Source organism: Streptomyces flavofungini (genome assembly GCF_014650815.1).
Lineage (GTDB): Bacteria > Actinomycetota > Actinomycetes > Streptomycetales > Streptomycetaceae > Streptomyces > Streptomyces flavofungini.
This window is the reverse complement of record NZ_BMVR01000006.1, coordinates 154,907-173,369: the sequence shown is the minus strand read 5'-3', so window position 1 is coordinate 173,369 and position 18,463 is coordinate 154,907. Positions and strand designations below refer to the sequence as shown.

14 protein-coding genes are annotated in these 18,463 nt (G+C 70.3%); 9 read left to right on the top strand and 5 right to left on the bottom strand.

What is annotated here, in order from left to right:
• Positions 1 to 248: 248 nt before the first annotated feature.
• The 9 genes from IE274_RS17250 (at position 249) to IE274_RS17210 (ending at position 11,630) form a co-directional block, all read left to right on the top strand.
• Positions 249 to 3,215, top strand: a complete 2,967-nt coding sequence (locus IE274_RS17250; RefSeq protein ID WP_190116667.1) for a M14 family metallopeptidase — start codon at positions 249 to 251, stop codon at positions 3,213 to 3,215.
• 188 nt (positions 3,216 to 3,403) lie between these two features.
• Entirely contained in the window at positions 3,404 to 4,414 is a 1,011-nt protein-coding gene (gene gap / locus IE274_RS17245) for a type I glyceraldehyde-3-phosphate dehydrogenase (RefSeq protein WP_030358803.1), read from the top strand.
• A gap of 127 nt (positions 4,415 to 4,541) precedes the next feature.
• Positions 4,542 to 5,753 carry a phosphoglycerate kinase gene (locus IE274_RS17240; RefSeq protein ID WP_190116666.1) on the top strand — a complete coding sequence of 404 codons (1,212 nt, stop codon included), beginning with the start codon at positions 4,542 to 4,544 and terminating at the stop codon, positions 5,751 to 5,753.
• Between the two features lie 8 nt (positions 5,754 to 5,761).
• Positions 5,762 to 6,547: a triose-phosphate isomerase gene (tpiA, locus tag IE274_RS17235; protein ID WP_190116665.1), complete on the top strand. Its 786-nt coding sequence runs from the start codon at positions 5,762 to 5,764 to the stop codon at positions 6,545 to 6,547.
• A gap of 141 nt (positions 6,548 to 6,688) precedes the next feature.
• A complete protein-coding gene (gene secG, locus IE274_RS17230; protein WP_030358806.1) occupies positions 6,689 to 6,919 on the top strand; it encodes a preprotein translocase subunit SecG in 231 nt (76 codons plus the stop codon).
• 250 nt (positions 6,920 to 7,169) lie between these two features.
• Positions 7,170 to 7,505 (top strand): RNA polymerase-binding protein RbpA, encoded by a 336-nt coding sequence (locus IE274_RS17225; RefSeq protein WP_003957010.1) that lies wholly within the window; start codon positions 7,170 to 7,172, stop codon positions 7,503 to 7,505.
• Positions 7,506 to 7,735: 230 nt separating this feature from the next.
• Positions 7,736 to 8,992 carry an MFS transporter gene (locus IE274_RS17220; protein ID WP_308437272.1) on the top strand — a complete coding sequence of 419 codons (1,257 nt, stop codon included), beginning with the start codon at positions 7,736 to 7,738 and terminating at the stop codon, positions 8,990 to 8,992.
• Positions 8,993 to 9,066: 74 nt separating this feature from the next.
• Positions 9,067 to 10,719 carry a glucose-6-phosphate isomerase gene (gene pgi, locus IE274_RS17215; RefSeq protein ID WP_190116664.1) on the top strand — a complete coding sequence of 551 codons (1,653 nt, stop codon included), beginning with the start codon at positions 9,067 to 9,069 and terminating at the stop codon, positions 10,717 to 10,719.
• A 158-nt stretch (positions 10,720 to 10,877) separates the two neighbouring features.
• On the top strand, positions 10,878 to 11,630 hold the full coding sequence (locus IE274_RS17210; protein ID WP_190116663.1) for a hypothetical protein: 753 nt from the start codon (positions 10,878 to 10,880) through the stop codon (positions 11,628 to 11,630).
• A gap of 73 nt (positions 11,631 to 11,703) precedes the next feature.
• Here the strand turns inward: IE274_RS17210 and pgl are convergent, their stop codons facing one another.
• From pgl to tkt, 5 genes are read right to left on the bottom strand one after another with little or no spacing between them, the layout of a single operon-like run.
• A complete protein-coding gene (pgl, locus tag IE274_RS17205) occupies positions 11,704 to 12,483 on the bottom strand; it encodes a 6-phosphogluconolactonase (protein WP_229909643.1) in 780 nt (259 codons plus the stop codon).
• A 41-nt stretch (positions 12,484 to 12,524) separates the two neighbouring features.
• Entirely contained in the window at positions 12,525 to 13,595 is a 1,071-nt protein-coding gene (opcA, locus tag IE274_RS17200; protein WP_190116661.1) for a glucose-6-phosphate dehydrogenase assembly protein OpcA, read from the bottom strand.
• Positions 13,592 to 15,115, bottom strand: a complete 1,524-nt coding sequence (gene zwf, locus IE274_RS17195) for a glucose-6-phosphate dehydrogenase (protein ID WP_190116660.1) — start codon at positions 15,113 to 15,115, stop codon at positions 13,592 to 13,594. Before zwf ends, opcA begins: the two co-directional genes overlap by 4 nt.
• 5 nt (positions 15,116 to 15,120) lie before the next feature.
• A complete protein-coding gene (gene tal / locus IE274_RS17190) occupies positions 15,121 to 16,239 on the bottom strand; it encodes a transaldolase (RefSeq protein WP_190116659.1) in 1,119 nt (372 codons plus the stop codon).
• Between the two features lie 34 nt (positions 16,240 to 16,273).
• Complete coding sequence (gene tkt / locus IE274_RS17185) at positions 16,274 to 18,382, bottom strand: transketolase (protein ID WP_190116658.1); 2,109 nt, start codon at positions 18,380 to 18,382, stop codon at positions 16,274 to 16,276.
• Positions 18,383 to 18,463: the final 81 nt, after the last annotated feature.

Genomic DNA, 18,463 nt, shown 5'->3' with positions numbered 1-18,463 from the left:
GGTGCCTGCAAGGGCCCCGGCGGCTTCTTTGTACGCCCGTACGCCCGTACGCCCGTACGCCCGTACGCCATGCGCCCCGGGGGCCCGGGCCGTCCGCGCGAGCCCCGGCCGCCCCCGAAGGCCCGGCCGCCCCTCGAAGGGCCGGCAGTCCGCCCCAGGACCGCTCACCCGTCGTATTGACATGATCATGAAGGGTGACGAGCCTGGCGTTCGCGCACAAACGTGCCGGACAACTGCAAGGGGGGCTCATGAGACGAAGAGCGAGCGCGAGATCGATCCTCGCCGCGAGCGCACTGCTCATCGGCGGACTCGCCGCCGCACCGCACGCCCAGGCGAGCGGACCGGCCAAGGCTCCGGCCGACGACGACCCGGCGGCCGTCAAGGTCTACCAGGCCGACGTCACCAAGAAGCAGATACCGATCCTGGTCGAGGCGGGGCAGGACGCCCATGAACTCGCCGGACAGGCACCCGAGCGCGGCACCGGCCGTGTCGAGCTGTACCTGACCGAGGACCAGGCCGAGGCGATCGAGCGCAAGGGCATCGACCTCAGCGAGCACCGGGTGTCCGCGGCGACCGCGAAGCGGCTGAAGGCCGCGGGGGACGGCGTCTTCAGGCCGTACAGCGGCAAGGGCGGGCTCCAGGAGGAGATCGTCAAGACCGGGCAGGCCCACCCTGGCCTCACCAAGGTCGTCTCCCTCGGCAAGACGGTTCAGGGCAAGGACATCCTCGCCCTGAAGCTCTCCAAGAACGCCAAGAAGGCCAAGGACGGCTCCAAGCCCGCCACGCTGTACATGTCCAACCAGCACGCGCGCGAGTGGATCACCCCCGAGATGAACCGCCGCCTGCTGCACCACTACCTGGACAACTACGGCAAGGACAAGCGGATCACCAAGCTGGTGGACTCCACCGAGCTGTGGTTCGTGCTCTCCGCCAACCCCGACGGCTACGACTTCACGTTCGCCGCCGACGGCGACCGCCAGTGGCGCAAGAACCTCCGCGACGTCGACGGCGACGGCAAGATCGCTCCGGGCGACGGCGTCGACCTCAACCGCAACTTCGCCTACAAGTGGGGCTACGACAACGAGGGTTCCTCGCCCGACGCCTCCTCGGAGACCTACCGCGGCACGGCCCCCATGTCGGAGCCCGAGACCAAGGCGATCGACCGCTTCCAGAAGCGCATCGGCTTCCAGTACGGCATCAACTACCACTCCGCGGCCGAACTGATCCTCTACGGAGTGGGCTGGCAGGTCGCCACGCCCACCCCCGACGACGTGCTCTACAAGGCGCTCGCCGGAACTCCGGAGAAGCCCGCGGTCCCCGGCTACCACCCGCAGGTGTCCTCCGAGCTCTACACCACCAACGGCGAGGCCGACGGCCACGCGGGCAACGTCAACGGCATCTCGATGTTCACGCCGGAGATGTCCACCTGCCAGACCGCGTCGAACGTCGACCCCGACGACGCCTGGCGGCCCCAGGACTGCGCCTCCATCTTCACCTTCCCCGACGACGAGAAGCTGATCCAGCAGGAGTTCGCGAAGAACGTCCCGTTCGCGCTCGCCGTCGCCGAGACCTCGCTCCACCCCGACCAGCCGGAGTCCGTCACCGGCATCGAGGCCCCCGACTTCACCCCCGACGCCTTCACCACGTCGTACGCGCGCGGAGCGGACCAGGAAGTCGCCGTCACCGCCCGCAAGTCCGTGCGCGACAAGAAGCTCAACTACCGCGTCAACGGCGGCCGCAAGCACGACGACGGCCTCAAGGCTTGGAAGGGCGGCGAGACCTACGGCGGCGAGGACAACCTGCACTTCGACCAGTACCGCGCCGACGTCGAGGGCGCCCGCGCGGGCGACAAGGTCGAGGTGTGGTTCACCGGCCGCGACAAGAAGGGGAAGGGCCGCACCGAGAGCGAGCACTTCACGTACACCGTCGCCGAACGCCCCAAGGCGAGCGTCCTCGTCGTCGCCGAGGAAGGCGCCCCGGCCACCCAGACCCAGAAGTACGTCGACGCCCTGAAGGCCAACGGCCGTTCGGCCGCGGTCTGGGACGTCGCCAAGCAGGGCGTCCCGCACCCGCTCGGCGTCCTCTCGCACTTCTCCGCGGTCGTCCACCACACCGGCGACCCCGTACCCGGCGCGCCCACCCAGCTCGCCCTGCGCGCCTACCTCAACGAGGGCGGCAAGCTGATCGAGTCCGGCGAGCGCACCGGCGGCGACGTCGACCTCGGCGAGGCCCTCACCGACGACTTCGCGCAGTACTACCTGGGCGCCTACGAACGCCTCTCCGCGCCCGGCGCCAAGAGCTTCACCGGCAGCGGCGCGCTCGCCGGGGCGGACGGCGCGCTCGGCGCGGCCGAGGGCAACCCGCTCGACAAGGCGGGCCGCTTCACCGTCACCTCCGACACCCTGCCCGCCGAGGAGTTCCCGCAGTTCAAGAGCGCGGCGGCGGGCTCCTACCCCGGTCTCGCCAACCCGTACGCGCCCTTCGAAGGCCAGGGCATGGCCTCGGCGACCCACGCCGACCGGGACTACAAGCGCCTCACCCACACCTTCGACCTGACCGGCGTCACGGCCGCCGACAAGCCGGAGCTGCGGCTCGCCCTCAACTGGAACCTGGAGCCCGGCTTCGACCACGGCCTCCTGGAGGCGCACACCACGGGCGCCGACGACTGGACCACGCTGCCCGACAGGAACGGCGGCTCCTCGGCCACCGTGCCCGCCCAGTGCGAGGCCGGGTTCTTCATCAACGGCCACCCCTTCCTGAAGCACTACCTGACGCAGGGTGCGGCGGGCTGCACCGCGAGCGGCAGCAGCGGCTCCTGGAACAGCTTCACCGGCTCCTCCGGCGGCTGGAAGCCGGTCGCCTTCGACCTCAGCGCCTACGCGGGCAAGAAGGTCGAGGTGTCGCTCAGCGCCGTCACCGACCCCGGCAGCGGCGGCCGCGGCCTGTTCGCCGACAACGCGCAGCTCGTCGTCGGCGGCACCGCCACCGAGACCGAGGGATTCGAGACCTCGCTCGGCTCCTGGGCCGTCGCCGCACCCCCGGCCGGAAGCCCCAATATCACGGGCGACTGGGCGCGCACCGGCGAGCTCTACCAGTCCCACGCGGCCGTCACAGCGCGTGACAGCGTGCTGCTCGGCTTCGGCCTCGAACACCTCCCCGCGGCCGCCGACCGAGCCCGCCTGATGGGCAAGGCGCTGGCCCACCTGCGCCGCTGACGCAGCGTAGTCAGGACCAAGGTCCCGGTGGCCCGTGTCCCTACTGGGGGGTACGGGCCACCGGGGTGTTCGGGGCCCCTGTCGATGTCACCCCGGAGCCGCCGGAGAGGTAGGGTCGGAGGCGGTCGGGGACATCCCATACAACTCGCCGGCGTCTCAGACCGGCGTACCAACGAGGAGATCGGTTCGTGACGATCCGCGTAGGCATCAACGGCTTTGGCCGCATCGGGCGCAACTACTTCCGCGCGCTCCTCGAGCAGGGTGCGGACATCGAGATCGTAGCTGTCAACGACCTGGGTGACACCGCCACGACGGCGCACCTGCTCAAGTACGACACCATCCTGGGCCGCCTCAAGGCCGAGGTGTCCCACACCGAGGACACCATCACCGTCGACGGCCACACCATCAAGGTGCTGTCCGAGCGCAACCCCGCCGACATCCCGTGGGGCCAGCTGGGCGTCGACATCGTGATCGAGTCCACGGGCATCTTCACGAAGAAGGCCGACGCCGAGAAGCACATCGCCGGCGGCGCCAAGAAGGTCCTCATCTCGGCTCCGGCCAAGGACGAGGACATCACCATCGTGATGGGCGTCAACCAGGACAAGTACGACGCCGCCAACCACCACGTCATCTCCAACGCCTCCTGCACCACCAACTGCGTGGCGCCGATGGCCAAGGTTCTCGACGAGAACTTCGGCATCGTCAAGGGCCTGATGACGACGGTGCACGCGTACACCAACGACCAGCGCATCCTGGACTTCCCGCACTCGGACCTGCGCCGCGCCCGCGCCGCCGCCGAGAACATCATTCCGACCACGACCGGTGCCGCGAAGGCCACCGCCCTGGTCCTGCCGCAGCTCAAGGGCAAGCTCGACGGCATCGCCATGCGCGTGCCGGTCCCGACGGGCTCCGCCACCGACCTGGTCGTCGAGCTGCAGCGCGAGGTCACCAAGGACGAGGTCAACGCCGCGTTCAAGAAGGCCGCCGACGACGGTGACCTGAAGGGCATCCTCTACTACACCGAGGACCCGATCGTGTCGTCCGACATCGTCAGCGACCCGGCCTCCTGCACCTTCGACTCCTCCCTGACCATGGTCCAGGAGGGCAAGTCGGTGAAGATCCTCGGCTGGTACGACAACGAGTGGGGCTACTCCAACCGTCTCGTCGACCTCACGGTCTTCGTCGGCGGCCAGCTCTAAGCGGGCAGCGTCTCAGAGCCAGGCATCTCGATGTGAGCACAGGGTCCGGACAGCGCAACGTGGCGCGGTTCGGACCCTGTGGTGCGTGAGCCCTTCTCCAGAAGTCCCAGTCACGGAGTCCTATTACATGAAGACGATCGACGAACTTCTCGCCGACGGTGTCGCAGGCAAGCGGGTCTTCGTCCGCGCCGACCTCAACGTGCCGCTCGACGGCACGACCATCACCGACGACGGCCGCATCCGCGCGGTCCTGCCCACCGTGAAGGCGCTCGCCGAGGCCGGTGCCCGCGTGGTCGTCGCCTCGCACCTGGGCCGCCCCAAGGGCGCGCCGGACCCGGCCTTCTCGCTGGCCCCGGCCGCGACGCGGATCGGTGAACTCCTGGACACCGACGTCCGGTTCGCCACCGACACCGTCGGCGACTCGGCCAAGGCCACCGTCGCCGCCCTCACCGACGGCCAGGTCGCCGTCATCGAGAACCTGCGCTTCAACGCCGGTGAGACGGCCAAGGACGACGCCGAGCGCGGCGTCTTCGCCGACCAGCTCGCGGCCCTGGCCGATGTCTACGTAGGCGACGGTTTCGGCGCCGTGCACCGTCGGCACGCCTCCGTGTTCGACCTTCCCGCGCGGCTGCCGCACTACGCCGGTTACCTCATCGCCAACGAGGTCGGCGTCCTGAAGAAGCTCACCGACGACGTGCGGCGGCCCTACGCGGTCGTCCTCGGCGGCGCCAAGGTCTCCGACAAGCTCGGCGTCATCGACCACCTCCTGGAGAAGGCCGACCGCATCCTCATCGGCGGCGGCATGGCGTACACCTTCCTCAAGGCGCAGGGCCACGAGGTCGGCATCTCCCTGCTGCAGGAGGACCAGATCCCGGCGGTGCTCGGCTACCTCAAGCGTGCCGAGGAGAAGGGCGTCGAGTTCGTCCTGCCCGTCGACGTCCTGGTCTCGACGGAGTTCCCGGACCTGAAGACCAAGGCCCCGGCCCACCCCACCACGGTCGCCGCGGACGCCATCCCGGCCGACCAGGAGGGCCTCGACATCGGCCCCGAGACCCGTAAGCTCTACGCCGCGAAGCTCGCCGACGCCGCCACCGTCTTCTGGAACGGCCCCATGGGCGTCTTCGAGCACCCCGACTACGCCGAGGGCACCAAGGCGGTCGCCCAGGCCCTTCTCGACTCGTCGGCCTTCACGGTCGTCGGCGGCGGCGACTCCGCCGCGGCCGTGCGCATCCTGGGCTTCGACGAGAACGCATTCGGTCACATCTCGACCGGTGGCGGCGCCTCCCTCGAATACCTCGAGGGCAAGACGCTCCCCGGCCTCGCCGCACTGGAGAACTGACACCCCTCATGACGAATCAGACCACCCGCACGCCGATCATGGCGGGCAACTGGAAGATGAACCTCAACCACCTCGAGGCCATCGCGCACACCCAGAAGCTCGCGTTCGCGCTGGCCGACAAGGACTACGAGGCCGTCGAGGTCGCCGTCCTGCCGCCCTTCACCGATCTGCGCTCCGTGCAGACCCTGGTCGACGGCGACAAGCTCAAGATCAAGTACGGCGCCCAGGACATCTCGGCGCACGACTCCGGTGCCTACACCGGCGAGATCTCCGGCCCGATGCTGGCCAAGCTGAAGTGCACGTACGTGGCCGTGGGCCACTCCGAGCGCCGCCAGTACCACAACGAGACCGACGAGCTCTGCAACGCCAAGGTCAAGGCCGCGTTCAAGCACGGCATCACGCCGATCCTGTGTATCGGCGAGGGCCTGGACATCCGCAAGGCCGGCCAGCAGGTCCAGTACACGCTGAACCAGCTCGACGGCGGCCTCAAGGACGTCCCGGCCGAGCAGGCCGAGTCCATCGTGATCGCCTACGAGCCGGTGTGGGCCATCGGCACCGGTGAGGTCGCGACCCCCGAGGACGCGCAGGAGGTGTGCGGCGCGATCCGCGGCCGCCTCGCCGAGCTGTACTCGCAGGATCTCGCCGACAAGGTCCGCATCCAGTACGGCGGCTCCGTGAAGGCGAAGAACGTCGCCGACATCATGGCGCAGCCCGACGTCGACGGGGCCCTGGTGGGCGGCGCGGCACTCGACGCCGACGAGTTCGTCAAGATCGTTCGCTTCGGCGACCAGTGACGAGACCAGTGAGTATGCGCTAGCGGCGATACGTCGTACCCTTGCGGGGTCCGAGGCTTGTTCCCGAGCTATTGGTGCTCACCGAAAAGCTTCGGGCCCCGTCGTCGATTCAGATCCGAGGAAGTTGGTCCAGCCGTGGTTATGGGGTTCTCGATCGCCCTGATCGTCTTCAGCCTGCTGCTGATGCTGCTGGTGCTGATGCACAAGGGCAAGGGCGGCGGCCTTTCCGACATGTTCGGTGGCGGCATGCAGTCGTCCGTCGGCGGCTCCTCGGTCGCCGAGCGCAACCTCGACCGCATCACGGTCGTGGTCGGTCTGCTGTGGTTCGCGAGCATTGTCGTGCTCGGCATCCTGATGAAGGTCAACAACTGACAGCAGACGGTGCCGCCCGCCCTTTCGGCGGCGGTTTGGTTCGCTGTCCCGCTCATAGCCCCATGTTCAGTACGCGCCCCCGTGCGCGGCTTATCATGGGGCTTGCGTGTCGGGGTGGGGTGTAACTCCCAACACTGGACGCGCGTTGGGCCTTACGTAGACTGAGGCACCCGCAGCGGAGCCGGCAGTCGACCCCGCGGCGCAGCCGCCGTTCGACACAGGCAGCACCATCACGCAGGGAGTTACGACCGTGGCAAGTGGCAACGCGATCCGGGGAAGCCGGGTCGGGGCGGGGCCGATGGGCGAGGCCGAGCGCGGCGAGTCCGCGCCGCGGCTGCGCATCTCCTTCTGGTGCTCCAACGGGCACGAGACGCAGCCGAGCTTCGCCAGCGACGCGCAGGTCCCCGACACCTGGGACTGCCCCCGCTGCGGCTTTCCGGCGGGCCAGGACCGGGACAACCCCCCGGACCCGCCGCGCACCGAGCCGTACAAGACGCACCTCGCGTACGTCCGTGAGCGGCGCAGCGACGCGGACGGCGAGGCCATCCTCGCGGAAGCGCTCGCCAAACTGCGGGGCGAGATCTAAGACTTGAGAACCGGCCGGACACCCTCGGGTGCCCGGCCGGAGCTGTCTGTCCTCCGGCCTTGAGCGGTGGCTGCGGCTTGCTCTCCTTCAGCCCGAAGCCGCTGGTCAGCGGAGCGCCCGGCCCGATGTCAGTGGTGGCGTCTACGGTTTGACCGTGGCTCGGTGAACCCTGCGGGACCCAGGGGAACCGCCGGGCCGTGCCGTGAACCACGGGGTCGGGAGGGGGAGTTGTGACGGCTGCGGTGCAAGCGCCGGACGTGGGCGCGCGAAGTGTCGCCTGGCGCGGGGGGTTCGGGCGGCTGTGGGGCGCCGCGGTGCTCTCCAGCTTCGGCGACGCGCTGCGCAAGGCCGCCCTGCCGCTGCTCGCCGCCTCCCTCACCGACGACCCGCTGCTCATCGCCTCCGTCACCGCCTGCGGCTATCTGCCCTGGCTCGTCTTCGGACTGCTCGGCGGCGCCGTCGCCGACCGCGTCGACCAGCGGCGCGCCATGTGGGCCGTGGACGTGGCCCGGGGCCTGCTGGTGGCGGCCTTCGCCGTGGCCGTCGCCGCCGGGCATGCCACGATCGGGCTGCTGATCGCGCTGGCCCTGGCGCTCACCACGCTCCAGACGCTGTTCGACAACGCCGCTACGGCCCTGCTGCCCGCCCTGGTGGACCGGGACGCCCTGGCCAGTGCGAACGCCCGGCTCCTGACCGGACAGCAACTCGCCGGCGGCCTCCTCGCCGCCCCCGCCGTGCCCCTGCTGCTCGCCTCCTCCGACTCCCTGCCGTACGCGGCCGACGCGGCCACGTACCTCCTCGCGGCGGTACTCGTGGCGTCCCTGCGGGTGCCCGCCCCCGAGCACCCGCCCAGACCCGCCGGGGCCACGCTGCGCTCCGACATCGCCGCCGGGCTGTGCGCCCTGTGGCAGGACCGGGCGCTGCGCGGGCTGTGCGTGGCCACCGCGCTGTGCAACGTCGGCATGGGCGCCCTGATCGCCACCCTCGTGGTCCTCGTGACCGGCCAGCTCGGTGCGGGCAGCGGCGGGTACGCGGCAGCGATGACGGCCTACGCCGCCGGGAGCCTGGTCGGCGGGGTGCTCGCGGGACGGCTCGCGCGCCGCCTCGGCCGGATGCGCGGTGTGCTCGTCGCCGGGGCAGTCCAGATCGCCGCGCTCGTCGTGATGGGCACCGTGCGCGACCTCGTGGCGCTGGTCGCCGCGATGGCCCTGTTCGGCGTCATGGGCATGGTGTGGAACGTGAGCACCAGGACCCTGATGCAGGAGCGCGGGCCCGCCGAGATGCTGGGCCGGATCAGCTCCGCGTTCCGGACCCTCGCGATCGCCGGGGCGCCGCTCGGGGCGCTGCTCGGCGGTGCCGCGGCCGCCGGGTGGGGCGCGCACACCCCGGCGCTGCTCGCGGCCGTCCTGTTCGTGCTCGCGGTCACCGCGTTGCTGCCCGCGCTTAAGTCGGCCGACAGCGGACAGACAACTCAAACCGCTCGCTGATCAATTAGGTTGGGAGGGCAGCGGGGCGCACGCACGGTACTCAGGTTGTACGCGAGAGAGAGCTGAAGTCCGAGATGAACGCAGAAGTCCGCACCAAGCTGAATCAGACGCCGGAATGGGCGGCGCTGGCCAAGCACAAGGAGCAGCTGGGGGAGGTGCGGCTGCGGGAGCTGTTCGACGCTGATCCGGCGCGCGGCACCGGCTACACCCTCCGGGTGGGCGACCTGCACATCGACTACTCCAAGCACCTGGTGACCGACGAGACCCTGACGCTGCTGCGGGACCTCGCGACGGCGACGGACGTCTTCGGGCTGCGCGATGCCATGTTCCGCGGCGAGAAGATCAACACCACCGAGGACCGCGCGGTGCTGCACACCGCGCTGCGCGCCGCGCGGGACGCGGTCGTCGAGGTCGACGGCGAGAACGTGGTGCCGGGTGTGCACGCCGTGCTCGACAAGATGTCCGCGTTCGCCGACAAGATCCGCTCCGGCGCCTGGACCGGCCACACCGGCAAGCGCATCAAGAACATCGTGAACGTCGGCATCGGCGGCTCCGACCTCGGCCCCGCCATGGCGTACGAGGCGCTGCGGTCCTTCACCGACCGCGACCTGACCGTCCGCTTCGTGTCCAACGTGGACGGCGCCGACCTGCACGAGGCGATTCGGGACCTGGACGCCGCCGAGACGCTGTTCGTCATCGCCTCGAAGACGTTCACCACGATCGAGACGATCACGAACGCGACCTCCGCGCGGAACTGGCTGCTCACTCAGCTCCAGGCCGACGAGAGCGCCGTCGCCAAGCACTTCGTGGCCCTGTCGACGAACACCGAGAAGGTCGCCGACTTCGGCATCGACACGGCCAACATGTTCGAGTTCTGGGACTGGGTCGGCGGGCGCTACTCGTACGACTCGGCGATCGGCCTCGCCCTGATGATCGCCATCGGCCCGGACCGCTTCCGCGAGATGCTCGACGGGTTCCGGCTCGTCGACGAGCACTTCCGCACGGCGCCCGCCGAGGAGAACGTGCCGCTGCTGCTCGGCCTGCTCGGTGTCTGGTACGGCAACTTCCACGACGCGCAGTCGCACGCGGTGCTGCCGTACTCGCACTACCTGTCCAAGTTCACGGCGTACCTCCAGCAGCTCGACATGGAGTCCAACGGCAAGTCCGTGGACCGCGACGGCGATCCGGTCGGGTGGCAGACCGGCCCGGTCGTGTGGGGCACGCCGGGCACGAACGGACAGCACGCCTACTACCAGCTCATCCACCAGGGCACGAAGCTCATCCCGGCCGACTTCATCGGCTTCGCCAAGCCGGTCGACGACCTGAGGCCGGGCCTGGTCGCCCAGCACGACCTGCTGATGGCCAACTTCTTCGCGCAGACGCAGGCGCTGGCCTTCGGCAAGACGCCCGACGAGGTGCGCGCGGAGGGCGTGCCCGAGGAGCTGGTGCCGCACAAGACGTTCCAGGGCAACCACCCGACGACGACGGTCCTCGCGAGCGAGCTGACCCCCTCGGTCCTCGGCCAGCTCATCGCGCTCTACGAACACAAGGTGTTCGTGCAGGGTGCCGTCTGGAACATCGACTCCTTCGACCAGTGGGGCGTCGAGCTCGGCAAGGTCCTCGCCAAGCGGGTGGAGCCCGCGCTGACCGAGGGCGCCGACGTGCCCGGCCTGGACGCCTCGACGACGGCCCTGGTCGCCAAGTACCGGGAGCTGCGCGGGCGTTGATCCCACGCCTGACCCCGCGCGGCACTGCGGCCCTGAGCTGCTGAAACCCCGAGCCCCCGGACCCCAGTGGTCCGGGGGCTCGTTTCGGGTGCACAGGCCACGCAGTGTGTCCTACGATTTAGGGCCGCTCAGTGAACCGGCGATCGGGGGATCACCGTATGAGTCAGTGGCCCGGCACGCGCGTGGACGGCCAACGTGAGCGCTACCGTTCGCCGTTATGGCCCAAGAGGGCGGCCCGGCGGCTCTTCGACCCCACCTGGATCCCGGACCCGGTCGACCCGCTGGTGGAGGACCTCAAGCGCTTCCGCGTCAGCGCGGGCCTGGTCGCGGCGGTCGGCGTGTACACCTTCGTGGCCCAGGACTTCGCGTTCGAGGAGGTCCTGGAGAACCTGGCCATCGCCTGTCTGGTGCTGCTGCTCGTCACTCCGCTGACGGTCGGCGCGATGCTGTTCGTGTGGCGGCGCGACGGTCCGCTGCGGGTGCTCAGGACGCAGCTGTTCGGATCGCTCAAGCTGCTGCTCGGCTTCGTCGCGGCGGTCCTCGGCACGTTGCTGCTGCTGTCCATGGGGTCGAACGCCGGTGCGCCCGTGCTGGCCATCGCGCCCGCCGTGTTCTGGATGATGGCGTTCGTCGTCCGCGCGGCCGTGCGGATCAACAGCAACTTCTTCGGCACCGCGGCCGTCCACCGCTGCCTGCCGCCGCTGCTCGCCTCCGTCACGTCCTGGCTGATGGCCCTGCCCGACCTGATCACCGGCGACCTGCACGGCCTGAGCCTCACCCTGGGCGTGCTGTTCATCCTGGGCGCACCCGTGGCGGTCACCGGCATCGCCCTTTTGGAGATGAGCCGCCTGCGCCGCTTCCACGGCATCCGGCTGCGCCGGCACCCGGCCCACGCGAGCCGGCTTCCCTGACACCAGGCCCTCGTACGCCGAAGGGCCCCCGCACCGACGAACAGTGCGGGAGCCCTTCACGTGCGCGGGTGCCTCAGGGCGACGCCGGGGGATACAGCCCCCGCGGCAACTGCGAGGCCGCCGCCGCGTCCAGGAGCCACAGCGTGCGCGAGCGGCCGTGGGCGCCCGCCGCCGGGGCCTGCACCTCGCCCGCCCCGGACAGCGCGATCGCCGCGGCCTTCGCCTTGTCCTCGCCGGCCGCGAGCAACCACACCTCGCGGGCCGACCGGATCGCCGGAAGCGTCATCGAGACGCGGGTGGGCGGCGGCTTGGGCGCGCCGTGCACGCCGACCACCGTGCGCTCCGTCTCCCGGACCGCGGGCGACTCCGGGAAGAGCGACGCCACATGCGTGTCCGGGCCGACGCCCAGCATCAGCACGTCGAACGTCGGCACGGGACCGCCCGCGGCGCCGGCCGCCGACTGGTAGTGCTCGGGCCCGGCCGCCGCGGCCAGCTCGGCCGCGTAGGCCGCCGCTGCCGCGTCCGCGCCGTCCCCGTCGGCGCCCACCGCGTACGGGCCGTCGGACGCGGGCATCGGGTGCACCCGCGCCGGGTCGAGCGGCACCGAGTCGAGCAGGGCCGCGCGGGCCTGCGTGTAGTTGCGCTCGGGGTCGCCCTCCGGCAGGAACCGTTCGTCGCCCCACCACAGGTCGAGGCGGGACCAGTCCACGGCGTCGCGCGCGGGGGCCGAACTGAGCGCCGCGAGCAGGCCGTTGCCGTTGCGGCCGCCCGTGAGGACCACGGACGCGGAGCCGCGGGCCGCCTGGGCGTCGACGATCTTCGTGATCAGCCGGGCCGCGGCGGCCTGCGCCATCAGCTCCTTGTCGCGGTGGACGACGAGCTGCGCAGCCGCAGTCACTTGGCGGCCGCCTTCTTGGCCGGAGCCTTGGCCGCCGCCTTCTTGGCTGCTCCAGAACCAGACCCGGCCTTGGCGGTGTCGCCGCCCGCGGCGCCGTCCGGCACGGCCCCGGAGCTGTCCGAGGACACGCCGGATGCCACCGACTCGCCGAGCCGGTCCACGCCGAACCGCAGCGCGGCCGCGTACGTGTCGTCCGGGTCCAGGCGCCGCAGCTCCTCCGCGATCAGCTCGGACGTCTCCCGGCGCTTGAGCGCGACCGCGCGGTCCGGCTGACCCTGGATGGACAGCGTGGCGAGGGCGCCGTCGGCCCGGTCGAGCACGATCGGGCCGCAGTTGGTCTCCATGCGCACGCCGGTGAGGCCGGGGCCCGGCGACACCGTGCGCCGGACCGGCACGGAGAGCCGCTCCGCCAGCCACATCGCGAGGAGTTCGACGCTCGGGTTGAACTCCTCGCCGTCCACCTCCGCGGCGGTGACCTCGCACGAGACCTGGTCCAGGGCCGCGGCCAGCATCGAGCGCCAGGGCGTGATGCGGGTCCAGGACAGGTCCGTGTCGCCGGGGTGGTAGGCGTCGGCACGGGCGGTCAGTTCGTGGATGGGCTGCTCGGCGGCGTACGTGTCCGTGACGCGGCGCTGGGCGAGCGCGCCGAGGGGGTCCTGCGCCGGGTCGAGCGGCGCGTTCACCGGCCACCAGGCGACGACGGGCGCGTCCGGCAGGAGCAGCGGCAGGACCACCGACTGGGCGTGGTTGAGGACCTCGCCGTAGAGCCGCAGGATGACCGTTTCGCCGGTGCCCGCGTCCGCGCCGACCCGGACCTCGGCGTCCAGGCGCGAGGTCGTGCGGTCCCGCGGCGAGCGCGAGACCCGCTTGATGACGACCAGCGTGCGCGAGGGGTGCTCGCGCGAGGCCTCGCTCGCGGCCCGCAGCGCGTCGTAGGCGTTCTCCTCGTCGGTGACGATGACGAGGGTGAGCACCATGCCGACGGCCGGGGTGCCGATCGCGCGGCGGCCCTGCACGAGGGCCTTGTTGATCTTGCTGGCCGTGGTGTCCGTCAGGTCGATCTTCATGGCCGACGCCAGCTCCGTCCGTCTTGTGCGAGCATTTCGTCCGCCTCGACCGGGCCCCAGGTACCGGCCGGGTACTGCGCGGGCTTGCCGTGCTTGTCCCAGTACTCCTCGATCGGGTCGAGGATGTTCCAGGACAGCTCGACCTCCTCCGTGCGCGGGAAGAGGTTGGCGTCGCCGAGCAGGACGTCCAGGATCAGGCGCTCGTACGCCTCCGGGCTGGACTCGGTGAAGGACTCGCCGTACGCGAAGTCCATCGACACGTCCCGGATCTCCATCGACGTGCCCGGCACCTTCGAGCCGAAGCGGACCGTGATGCCCTCGTCCGGCTGGACGCGGATGACGATCGCGTTCTGCCCGAGCTCCTCGGTCGCGGTGTGGTCGAAGGGGGAGTGCGGCGCGCGCTGGAAGACGACCGCGATCTCGGTGACGCGGCGGCCGAGGCGCTTGCCGGTGCGCAGGTAGAACGGGACGCCCGCCCAACGGCGGTTGTCCACCTGGAGCTTGATGGCGGCGTAGGTGTCGGTCTTCGACTTGGGGTCGATGCCGTCTTCCTGGAGGTAGCCGACGGCCTTCTCGCCGCCCTGCCAGCCCGCGGCGTACTGCCCGCGCACGGTGTCCTTGCCGAGGTCCTTGGGCAGCTTCACCGCGCCGAGGACCTTGGCCTTCTCCGCTACCAGGGCGTCCGCGTCGAAGGAGGCGGGCTCCTCCATCGCGGTCAGCGCCATCAGCTGGAGCAGGTGGTTCTGGATGACGTCGCGGGCGGCGCCGATGCCGTCGTAGTACCCGGCGCGGCCGCCGATGCCGATGTCCTCGGCCATCGTGATCTGGATGTGGTCGACGTACGACCGGTTCCAGATCGGCTCGAACATCTGGTTGGCGAAGCGCAGCGCCAGGATGTTCTGGACGGTCTCCTTGCCGAGGTAGTGGTCGATCCGGAACACCTGGTCCGGGGCGAACACCTCGTGCACGATCGCGTTCAGTTCCTTGGCGGACTTCAGGTCGTGCCCGAACGGCTTCTCGATGACCGCGCGCCGCCAGGACCCCTCCGGGGCGTCCGCCAGCTCGTGCTTCTTGAGCTGCTGGACGACCTGCGGGAAGAACTTCGGGGGCACGGAGAGGTAGAAGGCGAAGTTGCCGCCCGTGCCCTGCTTCTTGTCCAGGTCCTGGATGGTCGCCTTGAGCTGCTCGAAGGCGTCGTCGTCGTCGAAGTTGCCCTGGACGAAGCGCATGCCCTGGATGAGCTGCTGCCAGACCTCCTCGCGGAAGGGCGTGCGCGCGTGCTGCTTGACGGCGTCGTGCACCTCTTGCGCGAAGTCCTCGTCCTGCCATTCGCGGCGGGCGAAACCGATGAGCGAGAAGCCCGGCGGCAGCAGCCCGCGGTTGGCCAGGTCGTACACGGCGGGCATCAGCTTTTTACGGGACAAATCGCCCGTGACGCCAAAAATGACCAGGCCCGACGGCCCCGCGATACGCGGGAGCCGTCGGTCCGCGGCGTCACGCAGCGGATTGCTGCTTGACAAGGTTCTTAGCCTTCCGAAGGTGCGAGGCGCTTGAGCTCCGCCTCGGTCGACTTGAGCAGATCGTTCCAGGCCGCCTCGAACTTCTCGACGCCCTCGTCCTCCAGGAGCTGTACGACCTCGTCGTAGGAGATCCCGAGCTTCTCGACGGCCTCGATCTCGGCGCGCGACTGGTCGTACGTCCCGGCGATGGTGTTGCCGGTGATCTGGCCGTGGTCGGCGGTGGCCTGCAGGGTGGCCTCCGGCATGGTGTTCACCGTGCCCGGGGCGACCAGGTCGTCGACATACAGCGTGTCCTTGTACGCCTTGTCCTTCACGCCCGTCGACGCCCACAGCGGACGCTGCTTGTTGGCGTGCGCCTTGTCCAGGGCGGCCCAGCGGTCGGAGCCGAAGACCTCCTCGAACGCCTCGTACGCCAGCCGGGCGTTGGCCAGACCGGCCTTGCCGCGCGCGGACTTGGCCTCGTCGGTGCCGAGGGCGTCGATGCGCTTGTCGATCTCGGTGTCCACGCGGGACACGAAGAACGACGCCACCGAGTGGATCTTGGCCAGGTCCAGGCCCGCGGCCTTCGCCTTCTCCAGGCCCGCGAGGTAGGCGTCCATGACCTCGCGGTAGCGCTCGAGGGAGAAGATCAGCGTCACGTTCACGCTGATGCCCTTGCCGATGACCTCGGTGATGGCGGGCAGGCCCGCCTTCGTCGCCGGGATCTTGATGAGCGTGTTCGGCCGGTCCACCAGCCACGCGAGCTGCTTGGCCTCGGCGACCGTCGCCTGCGTGTGGTGCGCGAGGCGCGGGTCGACCTCGATCGACACCCGGCCGTCCTGGCCCTCGGTCGCGTCGAACACCGGCCGCAGGATGTCGGCGGCGTCGCGGACGTCCGCCGTCGTGATCATGCGGATCGCCTCGTCGACGGTGACCTTCCGCGCGGCGAGGTCGGTGAGCTGCTGCTCGTACCCGTCGCCGCTGGAGATCGCCTTCTGGAAGATCGACGGGTTCGTCGTGACACCCACGACGTGCTGCTCGTCGAGGAGTTCGGCGAGGTTGCCGGACGTGATCCGCTTGCGCGACAGGTCGTCCAGCCAGATCGCGACGCCTTCGTCGGAGAGGCGCTTGAGTGCGTCTGTCATGGAATTACATCTCCTACTTGGTCGTATGTGGGCGTCAGCGCTGAGCGGCCGCGATCGATTCCCGCGCCGCGGCGGCCACGGCCTCGGCAGTGAACCCGAACTCGCGGAAGAGGACCTTGCCGTCCGCCGAAGCCCCGAAGTGCTCCAGCGAAACGATGCGCCCCGCCTCCCCGACGAACCGGTGCCAGGTCAGGCCGATGCCCGCCTCGACCGCGACGCGCGCCTTGACCGACGGCGGAAGCACCGAGTCCCGGTACCCCTGGTCCTGCTCGTCGAACCACTCGACCGACGGCATCGAGACCACGCGCGTGGGCACGCCCGCCGCCTGCAGCTCCTCGCGCGCCTGCACGGCGAGCTGCACCTCGGAGCCGGTGCCGATGAGGACGACCTCGGGCGCGGCCTGCTGCCCGTCGGCGCCCGCGGCCTCGAACAGGACGTAACCGCCCTTGACCGCGCCCTCGGTGACCTCGCGGTCGTACGTCGGCACGCCCTGGCGGGTCAGCGCCAGACCGTGCGGGGCGCCCTTGCCGAACACCTTGGTGTAGCGCTTGAGGATCTCGCGCCAGGCGACGGCCGTCTCGTTGGCGTCGGCCGGGCGGACGATGTTCAGGCCCGGGATGGCGCGCAGCGTGGCCAGGTGCTCCACCGGCTGGTGCGTCGGGCCGTCCTCGCCGAGGCCGATGGAGTCGTGCGTCCACACGTACGTCACCGGCAGGTGCATCAGCGCGGACAGGCGCACGGCGTTGCGCATGTAGTCGGAGAACACCAGGAAGGTGCCGCCGAAGATGCGGGTGTTGCCGTGCAGCGCGATGCCGTTCATCTCCGCGGCCATGGAGTGCTCACGGATGCCGAAGTGGATCGTGCGGCCGTACGGGTCCGCCTCCGGCAGCGGGTTGTCCGCCGGGAGGAACGACGACGTCTTGTCGATCGTGGTGTTGTTCGAGCCGGCGAGGTCGGCGGAGCCGCCCCACAGCTCGGGGATCACCGCGCCGAGCGCCTGCAGGACCTTGCCGGACGCGGCACGCGTCGCGACGCCCTTGCCCGCCTCGAAGACCGGGAGCTTCTCCTCCCAGCCCGACGGCAGCTCGCCCGCGGCGATCCGGTCGAACTCGGCGGCGCGCTCCGGCTGCTTGGTGCGCCAGGCGGCGAAGCCCTTCTCCCAGGTCGCCTTGGCCTCCTGGCCGCGGTCGAGCGCCTCGCGGGTGTGCGCGAGGACCGCGTCGGCGACCTCGAAGGACTGCTCCGGGTCGAAGCCGAGGACGCGCTTGGTGGCCGCGACCTCCTCGTCGCCGAGCGCCGAGCCGTGCGCGGCCTCGGTGTTCTGGGCGTTCGGGGCCGGCCAGGCGATGATCGAACGCATCGCGATGAACGACGGCTTGTCCGTGACGGCCTTGGCCTCCTGGATCGCCGCGTACAGCGCGGCCGGGTCCAGGTCGCCGTTCTCCTTCGGCTGTACGCGCTGGACGTGCCAGCCGTAGGCCTCGTACCGCTTCTCGGTGTCCTCGGACACCGCGGTCTCCGTGTCGCCCTCGATCGAGATGTGGTTGTCGTCCCACAGCAGGATCAGGTTGCCGAGCTTCTGGTGACCGGCCATCGAGGACGCCTCGGCGGAGATGCCCTCCTGGAGGCAGCCGTCACCGGCGATCGCGTAGACGAAGTGGTCGAAGGGGGACTCGCCGGACGCGGTGTCCGGGTCGAAGAGGCCGCGCTCGTACCGCGCGGCCATCGCCATGCCCACGGCGTTGGCGACGCCCTGGCCGAGCGGGCCCGTCGTCGTCTCCACGCCCGTGGTGTGGCCGTACTCCGGGTGGCCCGGGGTCTTCGAGCCCCACGTGCGGAACGCCTTCAGGTCATCGAGCTCCAGGCCGAAACCGGCCAGGTACAGCTGGATGTACAGCGTGAGGGACGAGTGGCCCGCGGACAGCACGAAACGGTCACGCCCGGTCCAGTCGGCGTCCGCCGGGTCGTGCCGCATCACCTTCTGGAAAAGGGTGTACGCGGCGGGCGCGAGGCTCATGGCCGTACCCGGATGGCCGTTGCCGACCTTCTGTACGGAATCCATGGCCAGGACGCGGGCGGTGTCGACAGCCCGCTGGTCCAGTTCGGTCCACTCGAGGTCTGTGGTGGTCGGCTTGGTGCTCACCCTGAGTCAGGGCTCCTCTCCACATGTCGAATGCCGGCGGCGTATGAATCGCACCGGCCGCTGTCGAGCCTACCGCTGCGA

Bases quoted from the DNA above. Each gene is read 5' to 3' on its own strand.
- IE274_RS17250 (WP_190116667.1), top strand. From the start codon at position 249: ATGAGACGAAGAGCGAGCGCGAGATCGATCCTCGCCGCGAGCGCACTG.
- IE274_RS17240 (WP_190116666.1), top strand. From the start codon at position 4,542: ATGAAGACGATCGACGAACTTCTCGCCGACGGTGTCGCAGGCAAGCGG.
- tpiA (WP_190116665.1), top strand. From the start codon at position 5,762: ATGACGAATCAGACCACCCGCACGCCGATCATGGCGGGCAACTGGAAG.
- secG (WP_030358806.1), top strand. From the start codon at position 6,689: ATGGGGTTCTCGATCGCCCTGATCGTCTTCAGCCTGCTGCTGATGCTG.
- pgi (WP_190116664.1), top strand. From the start codon at position 9,067: ATGAACGCAGAAGTCCGCACCAAGCTGAATCAGACGCCGGAATGGGCG.
- IE274_RS17210 (WP_190116663.1), top strand. From the start codon at position 10,878: ATGAGTCAGTGGCCCGGCACGCGCGTGGACGGCCAACGTGAGCGCTAC.
- pgl (WP_229909643.1), bottom strand. From the start codon at position 12,483: ATGGCGCAGGCCGCCGCGGCCCGGCTGATCACGAAGATCGTCGACGCC.
- opcA (WP_190116661.1), bottom strand. From the start codon at position 13,595: ATGAAGATCGACCTGACGGACACCACGGCCAGCAAGATCAACAAGGCC.
- tal (WP_190116659.1), bottom strand. From the start codon at position 16,239: ATGACAGACGCACTCAAGCGCCTCTCCGACGAAGGCGTCGCGATCTGG.